The 19,113-nt window shown below is 73.4% G+C and carries 20 protein-coding genes; 10 read left to right on the top strand and 10 right to left on the bottom strand.

All coding sequences use genetic code 11. From position 1 onward, the window contains the following. Positions 1–170: 170 nt before the first annotated feature. Positions 171–1,667, top strand: a complete 1,497-nt coding sequence (locus ACFZAU_RS19935; protein ID WP_500553244.1) for a glutamate-cysteine ligase family protein — start codon at positions 171–173, stop codon at positions 1,665–1,667. A gap of 34 nt (positions 1,668–1,701) precedes the next feature. Continuing rightward, positions 1,702–2,523 (top strand): CPBP family intramembrane glutamic endopeptidase, encoded by an 822-nt coding sequence (locus ACFZAU_RS19930; RefSeq protein ID WP_499611420.1) that lies wholly within the window; start codon positions 1,702–1,704, stop codon positions 2,521–2,523. Between the two features lie 12 nt (positions 2,524–2,535). Here ACFZAU_RS19930 and ACFZAU_RS19925 read toward each other — a convergent pair whose 3' ends face one another. The 4 genes from ACFZAU_RS19925 to ACFZAU_RS19910 all read right to left on the bottom strand — a co-directional run bounded on the left by ACFZAU_RS19925 (position 2,536) and on the right by ACFZAU_RS19910 (position 5,845). After that, the gene (locus ACFZAU_RS19925; RefSeq protein ID WP_500553243.1) at positions 2,536–3,363 is read right to left on the bottom strand and encodes a PhzF family phenazine biosynthesis protein; all 828 of its coding nucleotides are present in this window, start codon (positions 3,361–3,363) and stop codon (positions 2,536–2,538) included. 219 nt (positions 3,364–3,582) lie between these two features. After that, complete coding sequence (locus ACFZAU_RS19920; RefSeq protein WP_500466157.1) at positions 3,583–4,173, bottom strand: TetR/AcrR family transcriptional regulator; 591 nt, start codon at positions 4,171–4,173, stop codon at positions 3,583–3,585. 82 nt (positions 4,174–4,255) lie between these two features. Further along, complete coding sequence (locus ACFZAU_RS19915; RefSeq protein WP_500553241.1) at positions 4,256–5,272, bottom strand: alcohol dehydrogenase catalytic domain-containing protein; 1,017 nt, start codon at positions 5,270–5,272, stop codon at positions 4,256–4,258. Positions 5,273–5,665: 393 nt separating this feature from the next. Next, positions 5,666–5,845, bottom strand: coding sequence for a hypothetical protein (locus ACFZAU_RS19910; RefSeq protein ID WP_499611430.1), 180 nt, complete (start codon positions 5,843–5,845; stop codon positions 5,666–5,668). 216 nt (positions 5,846–6,061) lie between these two features. Between ACFZAU_RS19910 and ACFZAU_RS19905 the strand changes: the two genes are divergently transcribed. Further along, positions 6,062–6,466 (top strand): Ohr subfamily peroxiredoxin, encoded by a 405-nt coding sequence (locus tag ACFZAU_RS19905; RefSeq protein ID WP_500553240.1) that lies wholly within the window; start codon positions 6,062–6,064, stop codon positions 6,464–6,466. Positions 6,467–6,586: 120 nt separating this feature from the next. Beyond that, positions 6,587–8,272 carry a cytochrome c biogenesis protein DipZ gene (locus ACFZAU_RS19900; RefSeq protein ID WP_500553239.1) on the top strand — a complete coding sequence of 562 codons (1,686 nt, stop codon included), beginning with the start codon at positions 6,587–6,589 and terminating at the stop codon, positions 8,270–8,272. Between the two features lie 383 nt (positions 8,273–8,655). On the opposite strand, the gene ACFZAU_RS19895 is transcribed toward ACFZAU_RS19900, so the two are convergent. Further along, positions 8,656–9,714, bottom strand: a complete 1,059-nt coding sequence (locus ACFZAU_RS19895) for an alpha/beta fold hydrolase (RefSeq protein ID WP_500553238.1) — start codon at positions 9,712–9,714, stop codon at positions 8,656–8,658. A 312-nt stretch (positions 9,715–10,026) separates the two neighbouring features. Here ACFZAU_RS19895 and ACFZAU_RS19890 point away from each other — a divergent pair, with 312 nt between their 5' ends. Next, a complete protein-coding gene (locus tag ACFZAU_RS19890) occupies positions 10,027–10,647 on the top strand; it encodes an HAD-IA family hydrolase (RefSeq protein WP_500553237.1) in 621 nt (206 codons plus the stop codon). Between the two features lie 52 nt (positions 10,648–10,699). Here ACFZAU_RS19890 and ACFZAU_RS19885 read toward each other — a convergent pair whose 3' ends face one another. Beyond that, complete coding sequence (locus ACFZAU_RS19885; protein ID WP_500553236.1) at positions 10,700–11,731, bottom strand: nitronate monooxygenase; 1,032 nt, start codon at positions 11,729–11,731, stop codon at positions 10,700–10,702. 170 nt (positions 11,732–11,901) lie between these two features. On the opposite strand from ACFZAU_RS19885, the gene ACFZAU_RS19880 reads away from it, so the two are divergent. The 4 genes from ACFZAU_RS19880 to ACFZAU_RS19865 all read left to right on the top strand — a co-directional run bounded on the left by ACFZAU_RS19880 (position 11,902) and on the right by ACFZAU_RS19865 (position 14,977). Then, a complete protein-coding gene (locus tag ACFZAU_RS19880; RefSeq protein WP_499611443.1) occupies positions 11,902–12,291 on the top strand; it encodes a YybH family protein in 390 nt (129 codons plus the stop codon). Positions 12,292–12,497: 206 nt separating this feature from the next. Further along, complete coding sequence (locus tag ACFZAU_RS19875) at positions 12,498–12,800, top strand: muconolactone Delta-isomerase family protein (protein ID WP_499611444.1); 303 nt, start codon at positions 12,498–12,500, stop codon at positions 12,798–12,800. Between the two features lie 116 nt (positions 12,801–12,916). Beyond that, positions 12,917–14,170: a YbfB/YjiJ family MFS transporter gene (locus ACFZAU_RS19870; protein WP_500553235.1), complete on the top strand. Its 1,254-nt coding sequence runs from the start codon at positions 12,917–12,919 to the stop codon at positions 14,168–14,170. Between the two features lie 90 nt (positions 14,171–14,260). Beyond that, a complete protein-coding gene (locus ACFZAU_RS19865) occupies positions 14,261–14,977 on the top strand; it encodes an SDR family NAD(P)-dependent oxidoreductase (protein ID WP_500553234.1) in 717 nt (238 codons plus the stop codon). A 234-nt stretch (positions 14,978–15,211) separates the two neighbouring features. Here ACFZAU_RS19865 and ACFZAU_RS19860 read toward each other — a convergent pair whose 3' ends face one another. From ACFZAU_RS19860 to wrbA, 4 genes are all read right to left on the bottom strand, one after another. Continuing rightward, positions 15,212–15,772 carry a hypothetical protein gene (locus ACFZAU_RS19860; protein WP_500553233.1) on the bottom strand — a complete coding sequence of 187 codons (561 nt, stop codon included), beginning with the start codon at positions 15,770–15,772 and terminating at the stop codon, positions 15,212–15,214. 146 nt (positions 15,773–15,918) lie between these two features. Then, positions 15,919–16,806 carry a helix-turn-helix domain-containing protein gene (locus tag ACFZAU_RS19855; protein ID WP_500465088.1) on the bottom strand — a complete coding sequence of 296 codons (888 nt, stop codon included), beginning with the start codon at positions 16,804–16,806 and terminating at the stop codon, positions 15,919–15,921. Between the two features lie 78 nt (positions 16,807–16,884). Beyond that, on the bottom strand, positions 16,885–17,535 hold the full coding sequence (locus tag ACFZAU_RS19850; protein ID WP_500553232.1) for a DsbA family oxidoreductase: 651 nt from the start codon (positions 17,533–17,535) through the stop codon (positions 16,885–16,887). A gap of 116 nt (positions 17,536–17,651) precedes the next feature. Next, positions 17,652–18,260, bottom strand: coding sequence for an NAD(P)H:quinone oxidoreductase (wrbA, locus tag ACFZAU_RS19845; protein WP_500553231.1), 609 nt, complete (start codon positions 18,258–18,260; stop codon positions 17,652–17,654). Between the two features lie 174 nt (positions 18,261–18,434). Here wrbA and ACFZAU_RS19840 point away from each other — a divergent pair, with 174 nt between their 5' ends. Beyond that, positions 18,435–18,908: a MarR family winged helix-turn-helix transcriptional regulator gene (locus tag ACFZAU_RS19840; RefSeq protein WP_500553230.1), complete on the top strand. Its 474-nt coding sequence runs from the start codon at positions 18,435–18,437 to the stop codon at positions 18,906–18,908. The last annotated feature ends 205 nt before the right edge of the window (positions 18,909–19,113 follow it).

Below are 19,113 nucleotides of genomic sequence, written 5' to 3'. Positions count from 1 at the left end.
GTTTTTCACGAGAGGGCCGCCGTCGGCATGTGAATTCCGTACATGCCCCCGGAATGTGCCGCGAGACGGTGCTCGTGGCCAGCTTAGCGGTTCGGGGGCGGCGCCGGGGGCCTTATCGATCTCAGGGCTGGGCATGATGTGATCACGGCCCACTCGAGGAAGGACCTCCGATGGGGGAAAAGGTCGCGGCCACGGGGTTCGACCTGGCCGACCGCCAGCGGTACCGACGGAAGCTGAAGCAGTGCCTGCTGGGGTTGGAGCGACTGCTGGAGGAGAAGCGGTTCGACCGTCCCCGCAATCTGATGGGGCTGGAGATCGAACTGAATCTCACCGACCGCGACGGGCTGCCGCGCATGATGAACGAGGAGGTCCTCGAGCGCATCGCGAGCCGTGATTTCCAGACCGAGCTGGCGCAGTTCAACATTGAAGTGAACATCGCCCCGCACCGGCTTTCCGGCCGGGTCCTCGACCGGCTCGCCGAAGAGTTGCGCATGGGCCTGGGATATGCCGAGAGAAAGGCCCGCGAGGTCGGCGCCCGCATCGTGATGGTGGGAATCCTGCCCACCCTCGGCGCCCAGGACCTGGTCGGTGCCAACCTCTCCCGCGTCGACCGCTACATGCTGCTGAACGACCGCATCCTGGCCGCCCGCGGCGAGGACATCACCCTGGACATCTCCGGCGTGGAGCGGCTGACCTGCGTCTCCGGCTCGATCGCCCCCGAGGCCGCGTGCACCTCGATGCAGATGCACCTCCAGGTCACCCCCGCGCGCTTCGCCGCGGTCTGGAACGCCGCACAGGTGGTGGCCGGCCCCCAGGTCGCGATCGGCGCCAACTCCCCGTTCCTGTTCGGCCGCGAACTGTGGCGGGAGACCCGTCCCACGCTCTTCCAGCAGGCCACCGACACCCGCCCCGAGGAGCACCGGGCCCAGGGCGTACGCCCGCTGACCTGGTTCGGCGAGCGCTGGATCGACTCGGCGTACGACCTGTTCGCCGAGAACGTGCGCTACTTCCCGTCCCTGCTGCCCATCTGCGAGGACGAGGACCCGCTGCACGTCCTCGACGAGGGCGGGGTGCCGCAGCTGAAGGAACTCACGCTGCACAACGGCACGATCTACCGCTGGAACCGGCCGGTGTACGCCGTCGTCGACGGGGTGCCCCACCTGCGGGTGGAGAACCGGGTGATGCCCGCCGGGCCCACCGTCGCCGACGTGCTCGCCAACACCGCCTTCTACTACGGGCTCGTGCGCTCCCTCGCCGAGGGCTCGCGCCCGGTGTGGAGCCGGTTGCCGTTCGCGGCCGCCGCGGCCAACTTCGACGCCGCGTGCCGGCACGGCGTCGACGCCGTTTTCACCTGGCCCCGGCAGGGCCGCGGCAGCGGGCTCGTGGAGGTCGGGGCCGTCGAACTCGTGCTGGACGAGTTGCTGCCGATGGCGTCCGCGGGACTGGACGCCTGGGGGATCGACCCGGTGGACCGGGACCACTACCTCGGCATCATCGAGGGCCGCTGCCGCAGCCGCATGAACGGCGCCGAGTGGCAGGCCGTCGCCTTCCACCAGGAGCTGGACCGCGGACTGGACCGGCAGCGGGCACTGGCCGCGATGACCCTGCGCTACTGCGAGCTGATGCACACCGGCGCCCCCGTGCACGAGTGGCCGCTGGAACGCTGAGCCGCCGCCCGTGCCGCCGGGCGGATGAGGCAGGATGGCGCGGGTGGAGGCATCAGTCAACAGCAATCCGGTGGAGCCCGGCGGGTCGGGGGCGGTGGAGCGGCTCGCCCCGCGCACCCTGCGCAGTGAGACCCTCCTGGTGCTCGCCCTGTCGCTCGGGGCCAGCGCGCTCTCGGCGCTGATCAGCTTCATCGGCTCGGTGACCAGGCCCGGCGGCCTCAAGGACCAGGCGGCCACCCTCGTGGGCTCGCACGCCCCGGGCCGGCCGTGGCTCGACCTGGCCTGGCAGCTGTTCGGCGTCGCCACCGCGCTCGTCCCGGTCGCGCTCGTGGCCCACCTGCTGGCCCGTGAGGGGACGGGCATGCCGGCCATCGGGTTCGACCTGCGCCGCCCGCGGACCGACCTGCTGCGCGGCGCCGCCCTGGCCGCGGCCATCGGCGGCACCGGGCTGCTGTTCTACCTGGGCGCGCGCGCCTCCGGGTTCAACCTCACGGTGGTGCCGGAGTCGCTGCCCGACGTCTGGTGGAAGATCCCCGTGCTGATCGCCTCCGCGATCCAGAACGCGGTGCTCGAGGAGGTCGTCGTCGTCGGCTACCTGCTGCGCAGGCTCGGCCAGTTGGGCTGGACGCCGGTCGGCGCGCTGGTGGCCAGCAGTGTGCTGCGCGGCTCGTACCACCTCTACCAGGGCATCGGCGGGCTCATCGGCAACATGGCGATGGGCGTCGTCTTCGTGCTGCTCTACCGGCGCTGGGGCCGGGTGGGGCCGCTGGTGGCGGCCCACGCGCTCATCGACATCGTGGCCTTCGTGGGCTACGCGCTGCTCGCCGGCAAGGTGGGGTGGCTGCCGACCGCCTGAGGGCCGTACGGCTCAGGGGTGGGCGTGCAGTTCGCCGTCGATCACGGTGACGGCACGGCCGCTCAGTCGTACGCGGTCGCCGCTGAGCACCGTGCGCACCAGGCCGGAACGTGCGGAGGCCTGCAGCCCGGTGAGTTCGTCGCGGCCCAGGCGGCGCGACCAGAACGGCGCCAGGGCGGTGTGGGCGCTGCCGGTGACCGGGTCCTCGTCGATGCCGACGGCCGGGAAGAAGCCGCGTGAGACGAAGTCGTAGCCGGTCGTCGCCGGGGACTCGGCCGCCGCGGTCACGATGAGTCCGCGCTTGGAGGGCAGCGCGGCGACGGCGGTGATGTCGGGGGCGAGCGCCCGGACGGTCTTCTCGTCGACCAGTTCCACCAGCAGGTCGCCCACGTCGTCACCGGTCTCGTGCACCGACAGCACGTCGGCCCCGATCGCGGCGGAGATCTCGCCCGTGACGACGGCCGAGGTCAGCGGGGCGACCGGGAAGTCCATGGTGATGGTGCCGTCGTCGGCGGCGGTCGTGGTGAGGACGCCGCAGCGGGCGCTGAACCGCACCGGGCCACGGGCGGCGCCCGTGCCGTGCAGGACGTGCGCGGTGGCGAGGGTGGCGTGCCCGCACATGTTCACCTCGGCCCTGGGGGTGAACCAGCGCAGGGCCCAGTCCGCGTCCTGGGCGGCGGGCGTGGGATGGGCGAACGCGGTCTCGGAGAGGTTGACCTCCGCGGCCACCCGCTGGAGCCAGCCGTCCTCGGGGAAGCTGTCCGTGTCCAGCAGCAGCACGCCCGCGGGGTTGCCGGCGAAGGGGCGGTCGGTGAAGGCGTCGACGATACGGATCCGCATGTCGCGAGCGTACGGAGGTGCGTGCGCGGGCGGCCAGGGCCAATCGGGGGGTTGTGGCCCGCGGCGCGGACGCCGCGACCGCCCCGCGCAGCAACCGGGTTCGGGGCGGCCCCACTTGGGCCCGCACGGCCGGCGCCCCGCGGTTCGCGGACGGCCGGGGACGCGGACGGGACGGTGCCGGGCGCCGTGGGGCGCGCGGCACCGTCGCGTCGTCACGCGTCAGGACGCGGCCGCCGGGGGTGCGAGCAGTGTCCCGAAGACCATGGCGAAGAAGTCCTCGAAGGCCTCGCCCGACCGGCCGGAGCGGGCGGCGATCAGCGTGCCCTCCCAGGCGTTCAGCGCGAACCGGGCCGTCCGCTCGACGTCGAGGTCCGCCCGCAGGTCGCCGGCCCGCTGTGCTTCGGCGAGCGTGCCGGAGATCAACGACGCCCAGTGGCCGAGCGACACGCGGACGCCCTCGCGGAGCGTCTCGCTGTGGTCGGCGATCTCGGTGCCGAAGTTGCCGAACATGCAGCCCCGAGTGAAGCCCGCGTCGACGGTCTCGTCGCGCAGGAGCTCGAAGTGCGCGCGCAGCCGGGCCAGTGGCGGGGTGCCGGGCTCGGTCAGCTCGTGCAACCGGCGGCCCGCGCCGTAGCGGTCGAGCGCGACGAGGGCCAGCGACTCCTTGCTGTCGAAGTGGTTGTAGAACGACCCCTTCGGCACTCCGGCCGCGTCCGTGATGTCCTTCACGCCCGCGGCGTTGTACCCCTTCGCGTGGAACTGCGCGACCGCCGCGTCGACGATCGCCTCGCGCATGCTCTGCCGGGCCATGACACCACCTCTTCCGCACCGCAATATGGCCGGTCGTCTCCGTGCCGTCAAAAATACACCCGGCAGGGCACGGCCCTCCGGGTCAGGCGGCGGTGTCCAGTACGACCCGGAAGCGGGCCTCGCCGGACATCATGCGCGCGTACGCCTCGGGGGCGCGCGACAGCGGCATCGTCTCGATCATCGGGCGGATGCCGGAGCGCGAGCTGAAGTCGAGGTTGTCCTCGTTGTCGATCGCGGAGCCGGTCAGGACGCCGCTGATGGCGCGCGAACCGAAGATCAGGTCGGGCGTGGTCACGGAGATCGGTTCCATGGAGGCGCCGACCACGACCATGTGCCCGCGCGGGGCGAGCCCGGGGACCAGCGGGGTCATCGACGTGCCGCTCGTCGCCGTGGCGACGACGGCGTCCGCGCCGCCCAGCTTGCGGAGCTCCTCCCCGGGGTCCGACGCCGAGCTGTCGATGTAGTGGCTCGCGCCGAGTTCGAGGGCGAGCCGCTCCTTCTCCTGGCCGCGGGCGACGGCCGCGACGCGGTAGCCGAGCCGGGCGGCGTACTGCAGGCCGAGGTGGCCGAGGCCGCCGATGCCCTGGACCGCCACGAGCCCGCCGGGGCGGACGTCCAGCCGGCGCAGGGCGCTGAACATGGTGAGGCCGGCGCAGAGCAGCGGGGCGGCGAGGGCGGGGGAGAGCTCGTCGGGCACCCGGACCAGGCCGCTGCCGCGGGCGATCAGCACCTCGGCGTAACCGCCGTCGGTGGTGGTGCCGACCTGGGACTGGTCGGTGCAGTTGACGAAGTCGCCGCGACGGCAAGGCGTGCACTCGCCGCAGTGGCCGCCCAGGAAGCCCACGCCGACCCGGTCGCCGACGCTCCAGGTGGTCACGCCCTCGCCGACGGCGTCGATGACGCCGACGACCTCGTGACCGGGGACGACCGGCTGCGAGGGGTCGGCCCGCAGGCCCTCCACGGCGAGCGCGTCGGTGTGGCAGACGCCGCAGCTCTCCACCCTCAGCCGGACGTGCCCGGCGGGCGGGGCGACGACCTCGCGGGTGACGAGCTCGAAGGTGCGGGCGCCTGAGACCTCGAATGCGCGGTACGTGGACATGTTTCTCCTGACGGGTCGACCGGTGGGGGTGGGGGGCGGCCGGGTCGGTGCGCCACGGGGGCGGCGGCGCCCGGCCGTGACGCAGGCCGCGGACCTCGCGCCGGAGCGAGGGGCGGCCTGCGTCGGAAAACCAATATGACCGGTCGTCTCAGATGCGTCAAGCGCCGCCGTCCGTGAGGTCCGGCGGAGTTCCGGACGGGACGGCGCCGGCCCGCCTCGACGGTGGTCGGGGCGGGCCGGGTGTGGCGGGTCGGGGTGGGTGCTCAGACGACCTGTGCGAAACAGGCGACGCTCACGGCAGCCGCGAGCACCATCAGGGACGCCGCCAGGAGCGGCTTGGGGATGCGCATGGGGAACCTCCGTCTTCCCGGCCGGTGCGGCGGCCGGCCGGTCTCACAGGCAGTAGCGGACGAGCCATTCGTCGGCGGCGTAGACGTTCCTGGCCGGGTCGGGCGCCGTGACCTGGCTCTCCTGGACCATCTGCTCCGGCCGGACGCGCTCCGGCAGCTTGCCGAAGCGGGCCTTGCGCGCCGCCGCGGCGGCGTCGGGGGTCTTCTGTTGCGTGGGCGGCATCGCGTCGTCTCCTCCGCGGGCAGGGTGTTCGTTCTCCTCGACGATGTCCCCTCTGGTGTCACCTGTCAAGGGGGTGATTCGTCTCACTGTTGGAGGAGTTTGAGGCGTACGTCACCTGTTTGACAGGTGACGATGACTCTGTCAGGGTCGCCACCATCCCGACGGGTGACGGCTGGTCCGGGATCGGCGCGGATGACGCGAGAGAGAGGGACCGATGTGACCGAGACGAACCGCACCGGGGTCGTCACCGCCACCGGAGGGGGTCGCGGCGAAGGCAGCGCGGCGTCCGCCGACGGGCCCCTCGACCTCATCCTCGTCGTGCCGGAGCCGCCCGGCGGCAAGGGCCGGGCGACCAACCCCGGGCGACTGCTCGCCGCCGACCGGGCCTCCCGCGTCTTCGGCGCGGTGGGGATCACGGCCGCACGGCGCACGGCGCGCGTGCGGGACGTGGCCGTCGTCGCCGGGGTCGCTCGCCAGCACCGGCACGAGCAGGGGGAGTACGGCCTGAGCGCCGTGCTCCGCCTCGAGACCGCCGGTGAACTCGGCGCCGGCGCCCCCCGGATCCGCCCCCGCTCCACGGCGCTCGCCATCCCGGCGACCGTCGGGGCCACCGCCGCCTGAGGCCGTTGCCCGCCGCCGCCCGGCGCGGCGGCACCGTTCGTCCGCGCCGGCCGGGCCCCCGGGTCCCGGCACGCGCCGTTCCCCAGGGGCCGTCCCCGACCGCCCCGTCCGGAGGTCCTCTTGCTCACGCTGCTGCTCATCGGGCTGGTCGGCGGCTTCGTCACCGCCGTCTCCCCGTGCGTGCTCCCCGTCCTGCCCCTGGTCTTCCTCTCGGGCGGGGTCCCGGCCTCCCGGCAGGGAGCGGAACCGGCGCGCCGGAGCCGGCCGTACGCCGTGATGGCCGGACTGGTCGTCAGCTTCAGTCTCATCACGCTGTTCGGCACCCTCGTGCTCGGCGCCCTGCCGGTGCCGCCGGACATCCTGCGCTGGGCGGGCCTCGGGGTGCTGCTCCTGCTCGGCCTGGCCATGATGTTCCCGGCCGTGCAGGACCTGCTGGAGCGCCCGTTCGCGAGGATCGGGCAGCGGCGCGTCGGGGGCGGGCGCGGTGGTTTCCTCCTGGGACTCGTGCTCGGGACGGTGTACGTGCCCTGCGCGGGTCCCGTGCTGGCCGCGATCGCCGTCGCCGGTGCCACCCACCGGATCGGCCCGGGGACGGTCGTGCTCGCCGTCGCCTTCGCGGTCGGCACGGCGGTGCCGCTGCTCTTCTTCGCGCTGGCCGGCCGGCGGGTGGGCGAGCGGGTGCGCGCGTTCCGCGAGCGGCAGCGCGGGGTGCGGTTCGCCGCCGGACTGACCTTCGTCGTGCTCGCCTTCGGCCTGACCTTCAACCTCACCGACGTCGTGCAGCGTGCCGTCCCCGACTACACCTCCCGCGTCAACGACGCGATCGCCGGTCCCGGGCTCCCCGGCGGGCAGGGTTCCTCCGGTTCACGGGACCTGGCCTCCTGCGCGGCGGAACCCGCGGCCGTCCTCCTGGACTGCGGTGCGGCACCGGAGATATCGGGGATCCAGCAGTGGCTCAACACCCCGCGGGACGCGCCGCTCACGAAGGGGGCGCTGGCCGGCAAGGTCGTCCTCGTCGACTTCTGGGCCTACTCCTGCATCAACTGCCAGCGCGCCATCGAGCACGTCGACGCCTGGTACGAGAACTACCGCTCCGACGGCCTCGTGGTGATCGGCGTGCACACCCCCGAGTACGCCTTCGAGCGCGACCCCGGCAACGTCGCGGCGGGTGCGCGGCGGCTCGGCGTGGAGTACCCGGTGGCCCTGGACAACGCGTACGAGACCTGGGAGAACTTCGGCAACCAGGCCTGGCCCACGCAGTACCTGATCGACGCCCGCGGGAGGGTCAGGCACGTCGCCGTCGGCGAGGGCGGTTACGGCGGCACCGAGTCGCTGATCCGGCGGCTGCTCGCCGACGCCCGTCCCGGCGCCGCGCTGCCGCCCCCCACGGATGTGCCCGACGGCACCCCGACCGACCGGAGGCAGACCCCCGAGATCCCGCTGGGGGCAGGCCGCAGCGCCGCCGTGGTGAACGGGCCCGTGAGGACGGGGAGCGGTGAGTTCGCCCGTCCGCAGGCGCTCCTTCCCGGGCAGGCCGCCCTGACCGGGACGTGGAGGGCCGGCGAGGAGGCGGTCACCAGCGGGCGGGACGCCGGGATCACGCTCGACTTCTTCGCCCGCGACGTCTACCTCGACGTCGGCGGCACCGGAACCGTCACCGCGACCCTGGACGGGCGGACCAGCACCTTCGCCGTCTCCGGCGCCCCGGGCATCCGCCGTGTGGTGAGCGGGGGGTCGTCCCGCCAGGGCGTCCTGGAGCTCAGGCTCTCGCCCGGGCTCAGCGCCTACTCGTTCACCTTCGGCTGACCCTAGGCCGTGTCGTCAAATGCCCTCCCCCAACCTTCGGTCGGGGGTGCCCCCACCCCACGGCGCCTGGCACGGCACCTCGCTGCGTTGTCGAATCGTCCGAGTAGCCCACTACGAGGACGACTCTCCGCCTTGCGATGCACCGCACCAGACGCCGTGGGGCCCGCCCTCCGGGCGGTGGGGGCACCTCCCAGCGCCAGCCGGGGGAGCTCATTTGACGACACGACCTAGGCCGCTGACCGGCCGTACCGGCCCGGCGCCCCCGCCCCCGTCCGCACGGTGTCCGGACGGCTCGGCGAGGTACGCACAACGCAACGGGGCGGATCGGGGGTACGGCACCACAGGTGCCGTACCCCCGATCCGCCCAGAACCGGCCCCCGGGGCTAGAAGGAGTCCACGTCGACCACGGCCGCCGCGAAGGCCTCCGGTGCCTCCTGGGGCACGTTGTGGCCGGTGCCCTTCAGCGTCCGGTGGGCGTACGGTCCCGAGAACTTGGCGCGGTAGGCGGCTCCGTCCCCGGCGGGGGTGAACGGGTCGGCCTCGCCGTCGAGGGTGATGGTGGGCACGCCGATCATCGGGCCCGCGGCGAGCCGGGCCTCCAGGCGGTCGTAGCGCGGATCGCCCTTCGCGAGGCCGAGGCGCCAGCGGTAGTTGTGGAGCACGATGGCGACGTAGTCCGGGTTCTCGAAGGACGCGGCGGTGCGGCGGAACGTGGCGTCGTCGAACTCCCACGTGGGGGAGTTGAACTCCCAGACCAGGCGGGCGAGGTCGTGCCGGTTCTCCTGGAGGCCGAGCCGGCCGCGCTCCGTGGCGAAGTAGTACTGGTACCACCACGCCCACTCCGCCTTCGGCGGCAGCGGCTGCTCGTTGGCCTCGCGGTTGGTGATGAGGTAACCCGTCACGGAGACCAGGGCCTTGCAGCGCTCGGGCCAGACCGCGGCGATGATGTCGGCGGTCCGTGAGCCCCAGTCGTACCCGGCGAGGACGGCCTTCTCGATCCGCAGGGCGTCCATGAGGGCGATGACGTCGAGCGCGACCACCGACTGCTGGGCGTTGCGGAACGCCCGGGGCGACCGGAAGCGCGTCGTGCCGTGGCCGCGCAGGTGGGGGACGATGACGCGGTACCCCTCGGCCGCCAGCAGGGGCGCGACGTCGACGTAGCTGTGGATGTCGTACGGCCAGCCGTGCAGGAGCACCACCGCGGGGCCGTCGGCGGGGCCGGACTCGGCGTAACCGATGTTCAGGACTCCCGCGTCGACCTGCTTGAGGGTGCCGAGGGAGGTGTGCGTCCCGCGAAGGGGGGCCGGTCCGCCGGTGCTCGGCGCAGGCCCGTGCGTCGTCGCCGCCGAGGCCGGCTGTGACGCGAGGCCGGTGAGTCCCGCGAGTGACGCCGCGGCCGCGCCCGCACCGAAAACCTTGCCGAAGCTCCGCCTGTCGATCATTCCCAACCTTCTTTCACTTTCCTGGGGTTCTCCCGTCGGCAACCCTTGCACGCGGCTGCGTCACCGGTCAAGGTGGTGACGCATGACAGGTGTGGTGTCCGGTTCGGGGGAGGGGTGCCAGGCCGGTGCGTGGAGGGGGGTGGCAGGATGGCGTCCGGTCGTCGCCCCGCGCGTGCCGCCCGTCCGGCCGCCGCGCCCGGCCGGCCTCCCACGGGCACCGTGCGGCAGCGTCGCCGGCGGACGCCCACCACGCGGCTGCCGCGTCCGCATCGCGGTGGCACGCGTCCTCGTCGCTATCGCTGGAGTTCCGTCATGTCCCACCGCACCGGCCTGATCCTCGACTTCGGCGGTGTCCTCACCACGCCCCTGCTGCCCGCCGTGCTCGCCTTCGAGCGGCGCGAGGGACTGGCGGAGGGCGCCTGCATCACCGCGCTCTACCTCGACGAGGAAGGCATCCGCCGCACCCACGACCTCGAGCGCGGCGCGATCACCCAGGAGGAGTGGAACGCCGCGGCCGCCCGCAGCCTCGGTGTGGCCCCCGGCAACCTGATGGGCCGGATCTTCGCCGACCTCAGGCCGGAGACGGCCCTGATCGACGCGGCGGCCGCCGCCCGGCGCGCCGGGGTGCGTGTGGGGATCCTCTCCAACTCCGTCGGCTTCGCGCCGTGGGACCTCTACGAGGGCTACGACCTGGAGGGTTCGTACGACGCGGTGGTCATCTCCGAGCACCACGGGATGCGCAAGCCCGAGCCCGCCATCTTCGAACTGGCGCTGGGCAAGCTCGGACTGCCCGCCGAGGCCTGCGTGTTCGTGGACGACACCGAGCAGTACCTCGCGCCCGCGGCCGAGTTGGGACTCGCGGGCGTCCACGCCAAGGACCCCGCGGAGACGATCGCGCGGCTGGAGGTCCTGCTCGGCGTTCCCCTGGGCTGACGGGGACCGGGAGGCGGGCCGCCGCGGGCGGCCCGCCCGTGGGGGTACGGGATCAGATTCCGGACGCCAGCCGGCGCAGGATCCGCTCGGCCGGCTCCTCGGTGGCCTGACGGTAACCCGTGCCGGCCCACAGGTGGATCCGCTCCTGGTCGCCCGCGGCGGTGGCCGCCTTGCGCATCGGGCCGGTCAGGTGGTGCAGGGCCGGGTAGCCGGCCGGCGCCACGTCGGTGTGGCGGTCGGTGAACTCGTTGCGCAGCGCCCTCGCGGGGCGTCCGGTGAACGCCCTGGTGACCACCGTCCCGGTGCGTGCCGGGTCGGCCAGTGCCGCCCGGTGCGGAACGGAGGTGCCGGCCTCGTCGGCGCGCATGAGGACGGTGCCGACCATGGCCGCGTCGGCCCCGGCGCGCAGCGCCCCGGCCACGGCGGCCGGCGTGGCCAGGCCGCCGGCGGCGACGAGCGGCAGGGGTACCGCCGCGCGCACCTCGCCGAGCAGTTGCTCCAGCGGCACGGCCGCCGGGATGCGCTGTGGGGTGAGCGTGCCGGAGTGCCCGCCCGCCGCGGAGGCCTGCACGGCGAGCACGTCCGCGCCCGCCTCCGCGGCGGCCCGGGCCTCCGCGGCCGAGGTGACCGTCTGGACGACCAGGCTCCCGGCGGAGCGCAGCGCGGCGACGACCGGGGACTCCGGGATGCCGAAGGTGAAGCTCACCACCGGTACCGGGTCGGAGAGCAGCAGCGCGACCTTGTCCGCCCACTGGTCGTCGTCCTCGACGGGTTCCGCGGCCAGGGCGTCGATGCCGTGCCTCCCGGCGTCGGGCGCGATGGCCCGGGCGTAGCGCCGGAAGGCGTCGGGGTCGACCGGGACGGGATTGGGCGCGAAGAGGTTGACGCCGAAGGGCACCCCTTCGGACCGGACCGCGGCGATCTGCTCCGCCAGCGCCGCGGCGGTGCGGTACCCGCCGGGCACGAAGCCCAGGCCGCCGGCCCGGGCGGCCGCGCCGACCAGCGCGGGCGTGGTGGGGCCGCCGGCCATCGGCGCGGCGAGGACGGGGGTGTCCACCCCGAGAGCGACCAGTGGCGAGACCATGGTGTGAGTGTTCCTCCCGCGGGGCGGCGACGTATGTGGGTATCACTGTACGACCGCACGGCGATATTTAATAGACCGGTCGACTATCATTGCCATTGGCCCGGGCCGGTCGCCCTCCCGCACGCGGACGGCCGCCGCCCTTCCACCGTTGAACCCAGAGGAGAACCGACATGAGCGCTGACCCGACGGACACGACGAACGACCCGATGCACGAGGTGGTGTCCCGCTGGAAGGCCGCCTTCGACGGTCACCGGCCGGACGAGATGGCCGAGTTGTTCACCTCCGACGCCCTGTTCCAGGGCTTCGGCCCCGAGACCACGGCCGGCCGGGAAGCGGTGCGCGCCTACTACCGGGCGGTGACGGAGGACCGCTGGGCGGACGTGGGGAAGATCCAGGGCTACCGCATCGGCGACCAGGTGGCCGGGGGCTTCGCCGACGTCGTCTTCCGGGGCGCGGAGGGCTGGACGGCCCCCGTGCACCTCTCGCTGGTCCTGCGGCGCGAGGGCGGCGACTGGCTGATCCGCGCGTACCACGTCTCGCGCATCGTCACGGACCACTGAGTCCGCGGGTCCACCCGCCCACCGGGCGGGGCCCGTTGCGAGGTTGCGCCTCCCAGCAGGGAGGGAACCGGTCGTGGCGCCGCCCCGGCCCGCGGGCGCAGGGTGGGGGGTACGGAGGACCGGAGGTGTGCCACCGGCCCCGGCAGCCCAGCCGCCCGCCCGAAGAAGCTACCGGCTGTTTTCCAGGTTCCAAGAAAGGCAACACCGTGAAGGAGTTCCTGGTCGAGCTCACCACCACCGTTCCCGAGGGCACCGACCCGGCCGAGGTCGACCGGCGTCGTGCGGCCGAGGCCGTCAGGGCCCGGGAACTGGCCGCCACCGGGCACCTGGTCCGGCTGTGGCGCCCGGTGGGCGAGCTGCGCAGCATCGGGCTGTGGCGTGCCGACGACGAGGCCGGGCTGTACGGGACGGTGCTCGGCACCCTGCCGCTGTGGCCGTGGATGTCCGCGGTCGTCACCGCCCTGCAGTCGCACCCCAACGACCCGGGGAGGCCGGACGGCGACGCCTGACAGCGCACGCCCCGCCGCCCCGGCACCCCCACACGGCTCCCCGTCGCCCCGACACGGTCGCGACGGGGGGCCGTGGTCCGTTCCGGCCCCGATACCCACCCGCCGAGGAAGATGTCATGAGCGAAACGATCCAGCGTCCGGCCGCCGCACCCGGCGGCCCGTCCGGCTCGCCCTGGGGCCACGTGGTCCGGGCCGCGGCGGCGCTGGCGGCGGCCATGGGGGTCGGCCGCTTCGTCTACACCCCGATCCTGCCCCTGATGCACGCCCAGGCGCGCCTGACGGCCGGCGCCGGCGCGCACCTGGCGACCGCCAACTACGTCGGTTACCTCGTCGGCGCGCTCGCCGGGACCTTCCTGCCCCGGCTGACGCGTTCCGCCGCCGTGCTGCGCGGTTCGCTGCTGGTGCTGGTCGTGAGCCTCGCGGCCATGCCGCTCACGCACACGACGGCGGTGTGGCTGGTGCTCCGCCTGGTCGCGGGCGCGGTGAGCGCGACCGTCTTCGTGATCGCGGTCAGTGCCCTCCTCGGGCGGCTCCGCGAGCACCCCGCCCACCTGCCCGGCTGGGGCTTCGGCGGGGTCGGCGCCGGGATCGCGCTGTCCGGACTGCTCGTCCTCCTGCTGCGCGGCTTCGCCGACTGGCGGGCCGCGTGGTGGGCCTCCGCCGCCCTCGCCGCGCTGCTCTCGGTCCCGGCGTGGACGATGCGTACGGACTCCGCGCCGGCCGCGGTGCCCGCGCCGGCCCCCGGTGCCCGGGGGAGTGCCGGGGCGCCGCGCACGCACCGCTGGTTCGGCGCCCTGTTCGTCTCCTACACCCTGGAGGGCGTCGGCTACATCATCGCCGGCACCTTCCTGGTCGCCGCGATCGACCAGGGCTCGCCCGGCCGGCTCGGCACCGGGGCCTGGGTGCTGGCCGGAGTGGCGGCCGTTCCCTCCGCCGCGCTGTGGGCGTGGCTGGGACGGCGCTGGACCCGCCCGGACGTGCTGCTCGCGGCGCTGGTCGTGCAGGCCGCGGGGATCGCGATGCCCGCCGTGGTCGGCGGTCCGGCCGCGGCGCTGGTCTCGGCGTTCCTCTTCGGCGCCACCTTCATCGGCGTGAGCACGGTGGCCCTGGCCGCCGGGACCCATCTGCGGTTCCCGCGCGCGGTCGCGCTGCTGACCGCCGGGTACTCGGTGGGCCAGATCCTCGGCCCACTGGCCGTCGAGCCCCTGCTGCGCCACGGCTACCGGCAGGCGCTGGTGCTGGCGGCACTCGTCGTCCTGGCCGCCGCCGCGGCCGCCTTCGTGCTGCGCGTCGGCTTCCCGCACCGCATGGAGCCGCCGGGCGTCCGGGGTGCGTCCCGCGACGGCGTCGCTTCCGCGCAGGGTCTTTGACAGTTCTCGACCGGTCGTCTACTTTTAATGAAGGTGACCGGTCGTCTAGTGCGCCGGGCCCGTAGGACATCCCCCACGAGAAGGAACACCATGAGCAGCGTTCAGGGTCAGAAGGTCGCGGTCGTCACGGGTGCCTCCCAGGGCATCGGCGCCGGAGTGGTGGAGGGCTACCGCAAGCTCGGCTACGCCGTCGTCGCCACCTCGCGGAACATCGGTGAATCGACGGACCCGGGAGTGGTGACCGTCCGCGGCGACATCGCCGAGTGGGAGACCGCCGAGCGGGTCATCGCGACGGCGGTGGAGCGCTTCGGCCGGGTCGACACGCTGGTCAACAACGCGGGCGTCTTCGTGGCCAAGCCGTTCACCGAGTACACCGAGGAGGAGTACCGCGCCGTTCTCGGCATCAACGTGGACGGCTTCTTCCGCATCACGCAGCTGGCGGTGGAGCGCATGCTGCAGCAGGGCGGCGGCCACGTGGTCCAGATCTCCAGCAGCCTCGGCGACCAGGCGGACGCGAAGATCACGTCCGTGCTGGCCTCGCTCACGAAGGGCGGCCTCCAGGCGGCGACCCGTGCGCTGGCGACCGAGTACGCGACGCAGGGGATCCGCGCGAACGCGGTGGCGCTGGGCACGATCAAGACCCCGATGCACGCGGTGGAGAACCACGAGTGGCTGGCCGCGCTGCACCCGGTCGGGCGCATGGGCGAGGTCGAGGACATCGTCGAGGCGGTCCTCTACCTGGAGAACGCCCCGTTCGTGACGGGTGTGACCCTCCCCGTGGACGGTGGGCAGACCGCCGGCCGCTGACCGGCGCGGCCGGAGAGCGCAGCGGGTCCACGACGGCGGCCCGGACAAAGGCGTCCGGGGCCGCCGTCGTGCCGTGTGTGCGGTGTCAGCCGCAGCGGCTCCCGCCGGAACTCGGAGACCGCTCGGACGGTGTACGGATGGGCGCCGGCTCGCTGCTCCCGGCATGGACATGGTTGAGCGCGTGGTGCCCGACGGGGCGCGGCGCCGAGCCGCCGGCACCTTCATCCCCGCGGCCTACTGGTGATGCCAGACCTCCGCAGGAGTGATGTCCCAGGAGGTGCCCGCGATCCCTCCCGTGTTGAAGAACGATGCCCAGCTCACGACCGTATCGCCGGCGCGCTGCCCGCCTCGGTCGAAGTCGAAGCCGGGCCAGGACAGGTCACCTGAGAGGCTGTACGTGATGCCCAGGCCGCGTTCCTCGGCGCGCGCGTCCATCTCCGCGTCCAACTCCGAGGGCACACGGTCGATCAGGCGGACTCCGTCGCAAATGACCTGGGGACCGCGCAGCCCGTCGACGAGCACGCAGGTCAAGCCCACTCCTTCGACGAAGTAGGACTTCACGGCCGGTCGTTGCTCGTGGGACTCGGCCCTGCGGAACTCCACGCGCCACTGGGCCCGCCGCGGATTCCACCGCTCGATCTCGCGCTCCTCGGCAGCGAAGCCATGCCCCGCCATGATCTCCACCGCTGCACGTCGACCGACTCCGAAGCTCAGCGGCCCGACCGACCGACCGGGAACACACCCCCATTGCTCCCGCTCCGAGTCCGCGAGCACCGCCCAGTGGTCCGTGTTCATCGGGCTCATGATCGTCCACTCGACGCGACGGACACAATCCGGCCGGGGACTCAAGGAGGCGCCCGGGTCCTCGACGTGCGGGGGACGGGCTCGTCGGTGGGCCGGGCGGCGGCATGCCGCCGACGTCGACCGTCAACGGTCGACCGTCAGACGGCCCGGACGGTGGGGCCGGTGTCCGCGGCCCACTCGGCGAGGCGGCGCAGGGCGCGCTCGGAGGCGGTCGCGGGTTCCGCGGTGTAGACGCCGAGGATCTGGTCGGGATCGCCGGTGACGGCCAGGGCCTCGTACCGCAGGGTGAGTTCGCCGACCACCGGATGGTGGAAGTGCTTGACCCCGTAGGTGCGGCGCTCGATGTCGTGGTCGTCCCACCACGCCCGGAAGTCCTCGTCGCGCGCGGAGAGTTCGCCGACGAGTTCGGCGAGCCGGGGGTCGTGGGGGTGCTTGCCCGCGTAGAGGCGGAGCGCGGCGACGGACGTGCGCGCCACGCCTTCCCAGTCGTCGTAGAGGGTGCGGGCGGCCTCGTCCGTGAAGATGTAGCGGGCCATGTTCCGCTCCCGCTGGGGGAGCGCCTCGAAGTCGGTGTAGAGCGCGCGGGCGAGGCGGTTGGAGGCCAGGACGTCGGTGCGCCGCCCCACGACCACCGCGGGGACGTCGGCCATCGTCTCCAGCAGGTGGTGCACGGCGGGGCGCACGCGCTGCGGAGGCTGCGGACGGGACGCCGGGCGGGCGGGCCTGGCCAGGGCGAACAGGTGCTCCCGCTCGTCGTCGGTCAGTCGCAGGGCGCGGGCGATGGCGTCGAGGACCGTGCCGGAGACGTTGACGTGGTGCCCGCGTTCGAGGCGTACGTAGTAGTCCACGCTGACGCCGGCCAGCCCGGCGATCTCCTCACGGCGCAGACCGGGCACGCGGCGGGCGGTCGGCGTGGGGGCCAGGCCCGCCTGCTCGGGGGAGATCCTCGCGCGGCGCGAGCGCAGGAAGTCACCCAGTGCGGTGTTCCGGCCGTCGGTCCCGGTCCCGGTCATGTGCGCGTCCATCTCCTCCACGCTACGACGCCCGCCCCGCGGTCGGGAGCCGCAGACGGGTACTGCCGGACCCCCCCCGGCGACCAGGCGTCAGGGCCGGGCCGTGGTGTGGTCCTCCCAGGCCCGCTCGAGGGCGCGGGTGAACATCTCGGCGGGCTGCAGCCCGGTCACGCCGTACTTCCGGTCCATTACGAAGAAGGGCACGCCGCCGGCGCCCAGTTCCGTGGCCATCCGCTCGTCGGCCCGTACCTCCGCGGCGTAGGCGCCGGGGTCGGCCAGGACGGAGTCCGCCTCCGCCCGGTCCAGTCCCGCCTCGGCGGCCAGGTCCAGCTGGGTCTGCCGGTCGTAGACGGAGCGCTCCTCCGCGAAGTTCGCGCGGAAGGCGAGGTCCAGGAACTCCTGGTGGACGCCGCGCGCCTTGGCCAGGTGGGCCAGGCGGTGGACGTCGAAGGTGTTGCCGTACACGCGGCCGCCGATCCGGAAGCCCAGGCCTTCCTTGCGGGCCTCGGAGGCGGCCTGCTCCTCGCGCGCGACCTGCTGCTCGCGGGTGCGCCCGTACTGTGCGGCAACGGCGTCGATGATCGGCGTCGAGCCGTTGCGGGCGTCCGGGTTGAGCTCGAACGACCGGTGCAGCACCTCGACGCCGTCCCGGTGCCGGAAGCCGGCGAGGGCCCGCTCGAAGCGTGCCTTGCCGACGTAGCACCAGGGGCAGGCGGTGTCGGTCCAGATCTCGACGCGCATGGTGGGGCATCTCCCTGTTCGTGGGTTCGGTGGGGGTGTGGGGGCGGCGCCGCGCGGCTCCGGTGTCGGGGTGGTGGGGCCGCGCGGCGCCGCTGCCGGTGGGGTGCCGGTACGGGTCAGGCGGCCTTGAGCTGCGCGGCGACCCGGACGACCCGCTCGGCCTGGACGCGGGCCGCGGTGCGGGTGACCTCGTCCACGGGGTTGTTGCCCTGGCCGTCCACGTGGGAGGTGCCGTAGGGGTTGCCGTCGATGAACTTGGACGGCTGGGTGAAGCCCGGGGTGACCGTGATCCCGCCGAAGTGGTGGATCGAGGTGTAGAGGGACAGCAGCGTGGCCTCCTGGCCGGCGTGCGCGGTGGCGCTCGAGACGAAGCCGCTGAAGACCTTGTCGATCAGCCTGCCCTCGGCCCACAGGCCGCCGAGCGTGTCGATGAACTGCTTGAGCTGCGCCGAGACGTTGCCGAAGCGGGTGGGGGTGCCGAAGATGACGGCGTCGGCCCACTCGACGTCCTCGGGCGTGGCGATCGGGAGGTGTGCGGTCGCCGCGTGGTGGGCCGCCCAGGCCGGGTTGGTGTCGATGGCGGTCTGGGGGGCCAGCTCGGCCGTCTTGACCAGGCGCACCTCGGCGCCGGCCTTGACGGCGGCGTCGTGGAGTTCCTTCGCGATCTCGGTGATGGTGCCGGTCGACGAGTAGTGGACGATGGCGAGCTTGACGGGGGTGGCCACAGGGCACTCCGTTTCTTTCGTTTCGTTGCCATGGGGGGATGATCGAACCGGTACTAACCGACCGGTCGCCTATTTCAAGCTAGACGACCGGTCGACAACTGTCAAAGGCATGTGCCCGCACCCGCGTGGCGGTCATGGAGGCTCATTGACCGGTCAAGCAGCTACAGTGGAGTAATGGCGTCCACGAAGCAGCGGTTGCAGCCCCTCAGCGCGAGCGAGGAGGCGTTCGTGCGCGCGGTGGGCCGGGTGCTCATGGAACTCCCCCGCGCCGTCGACGCCGACATGGTCGAGGGGGCAGGGCTGCCGCTCTCCGAGTACTCGCCGCTGATGTACCTGTCCGAGGCCCCGGACCGGGCGATGCGGATGAGTGAACTCGCCGCCGCCTGCAGCCTCTCCCTCAGCGGGATGACCCGCGTCGTCATCCGGCTCGAGAAGCACGGCTGGGTGGAGCGCGTGAAATGCGCCGAGGACGGCCGTGGTTGGAACGCCGTTCTCACGGACGCCGGGTTCGAGCGTCTGGAGCAGGCCTGGCCGACGCATCTCGCCAGCGTGCGGCGCCACTTGGTGGACCACTTCGGCGGCCAGGACCTCGCCGCGCTGACCGTCGCCCTGCAGCACGTGGCGAGCGGCCAGGGCGACCACGCCTGATCCCGGCCGCCCCGGGCCGGGGCGATCGCCGGCCCCGCCACGCCGCGACGCCCCCGGGGCCCGTCGGCCCGGCCCTGGGGGGTACTGCCGGACCCCTGTCGGACGGGGCCTGCTTCCACCCCCCTGACCTGTGCTTCCCGGTGTTTGCCTGGAGAGCGGACATCCCATCCCCGCTCCGCAGGACGGGGCGCACAGGAAGGCAGAC

The sequence above is a fragment of the Streptomyces sp. NPDC008238 genome, from assembly GCF_042956445.1.
Taxonomy (GTDB): Bacteria; Actinomycetota; Actinomycetes; order Streptomycetales; family Streptomycetaceae; genus Actinacidiphila.
Note: the sequence above shows the minus strand (reverse complement) of the source record. Positions and strands in the feature narration are given on the sequence as shown.

Bases quoted from the DNA above. Each gene is read 5' to 3' on its own strand.
- ACFZAU_RS19935 (WP_500553244.1), top strand. From the start codon at position 171: ATGGGGGAAAAGGTCGCGGCCACGGGGTTCGACCTGGCCGACCGCCAG.
- ACFZAU_RS19930 (WP_499611420.1), top strand. From the start codon at position 1,702: ATGGCGCGGGTGGAGGCATCAGTCAACAGCAATCCGGTGGAGCCCGGC.
- ACFZAU_RS19925 (WP_500553243.1), bottom strand. From the start codon at position 3,363: ATGCGGATCCGTATCGTCGACGCCTTCACCGACCGCCCCTTCGCCGGC.
- ACFZAU_RS19920 (WP_500466157.1), bottom strand. From the start codon at position 4,173: ATGGCCCGGCAGAGCATGCGCGAGGCGATCGTCGACGCGGCGGTCGCG.
- ACFZAU_RS19915 (WP_500553241.1), bottom strand. From the start codon at position 5,272: ATGTCCACGTACCGCGCATTCGAGGTCTCAGGCGCCCGCACCTTCGAG.
- ACFZAU_RS19910 (WP_499611430.1), bottom strand. From the start codon at position 5,845: ATGCCGCCCACGCAACAGAAGACCCCCGACGCCGCCGCGGCGGCGCGC.
- ACFZAU_RS19895 (WP_500553238.1), bottom strand. From the start codon at position 9,714: ATGATCGACAGGCGGAGCTTCGGCAAGGTTTTCGGTGCGGGCGCGGCC.
- ACFZAU_RS19890 (WP_500553237.1), top strand. From the start codon at position 10,027: ATGTCCCACCGCACCGGCCTGATCCTCGACTTCGGCGGTGTCCTCACC.
- ACFZAU_RS19885 (WP_500553236.1), bottom strand. From the start codon at position 11,731: ATGGTCTCGCCACTGGTCGCTCTCGGGGTGGACACCCCCGTCCTCGCC.
- ACFZAU_RS19880 (WP_499611443.1), top strand. From the start codon at position 11,902: ATGAGCGCTGACCCGACGGACACGACGAACGACCCGATGCACGAGGTG.
- ACFZAU_RS19870 (WP_500553235.1), top strand. From the start codon at position 12,917: ATGAGCGAAACGATCCAGCGTCCGGCCGCCGCACCCGGCGGCCCGTCC.
- ACFZAU_RS19865 (WP_500553234.1), top strand. From the start codon at position 14,261: ATGAGCAGCGTTCAGGGTCAGAAGGTCGCGGTCGTCACGGGTGCCTCC.
- ACFZAU_RS19860 (WP_500553233.1), bottom strand. From the start codon at position 15,772: ATGAACACGGACCACTGGGCGGTGCTCGCGGACTCGGAGCGGGAGCAA.
- ACFZAU_RS19855 (WP_500465088.1), bottom strand. From the start codon at position 16,806: ATGGACGCGCACATGACCGGGACCGGGACCGACGGCCGGAACACCGCA.
- ACFZAU_RS19850 (WP_500553232.1), bottom strand. From the start codon at position 17,535: ATGCGCGTCGAGATCTGGACCGACACCGCCTGCCCCTGGTGCTACGTC.
- ACFZAU_RS19840 (WP_500553230.1), top strand. From the start codon at position 18,435: ATGGCGTCCACGAAGCAGCGGTTGCAGCCCCTCAGCGCGAGCGAGGAG.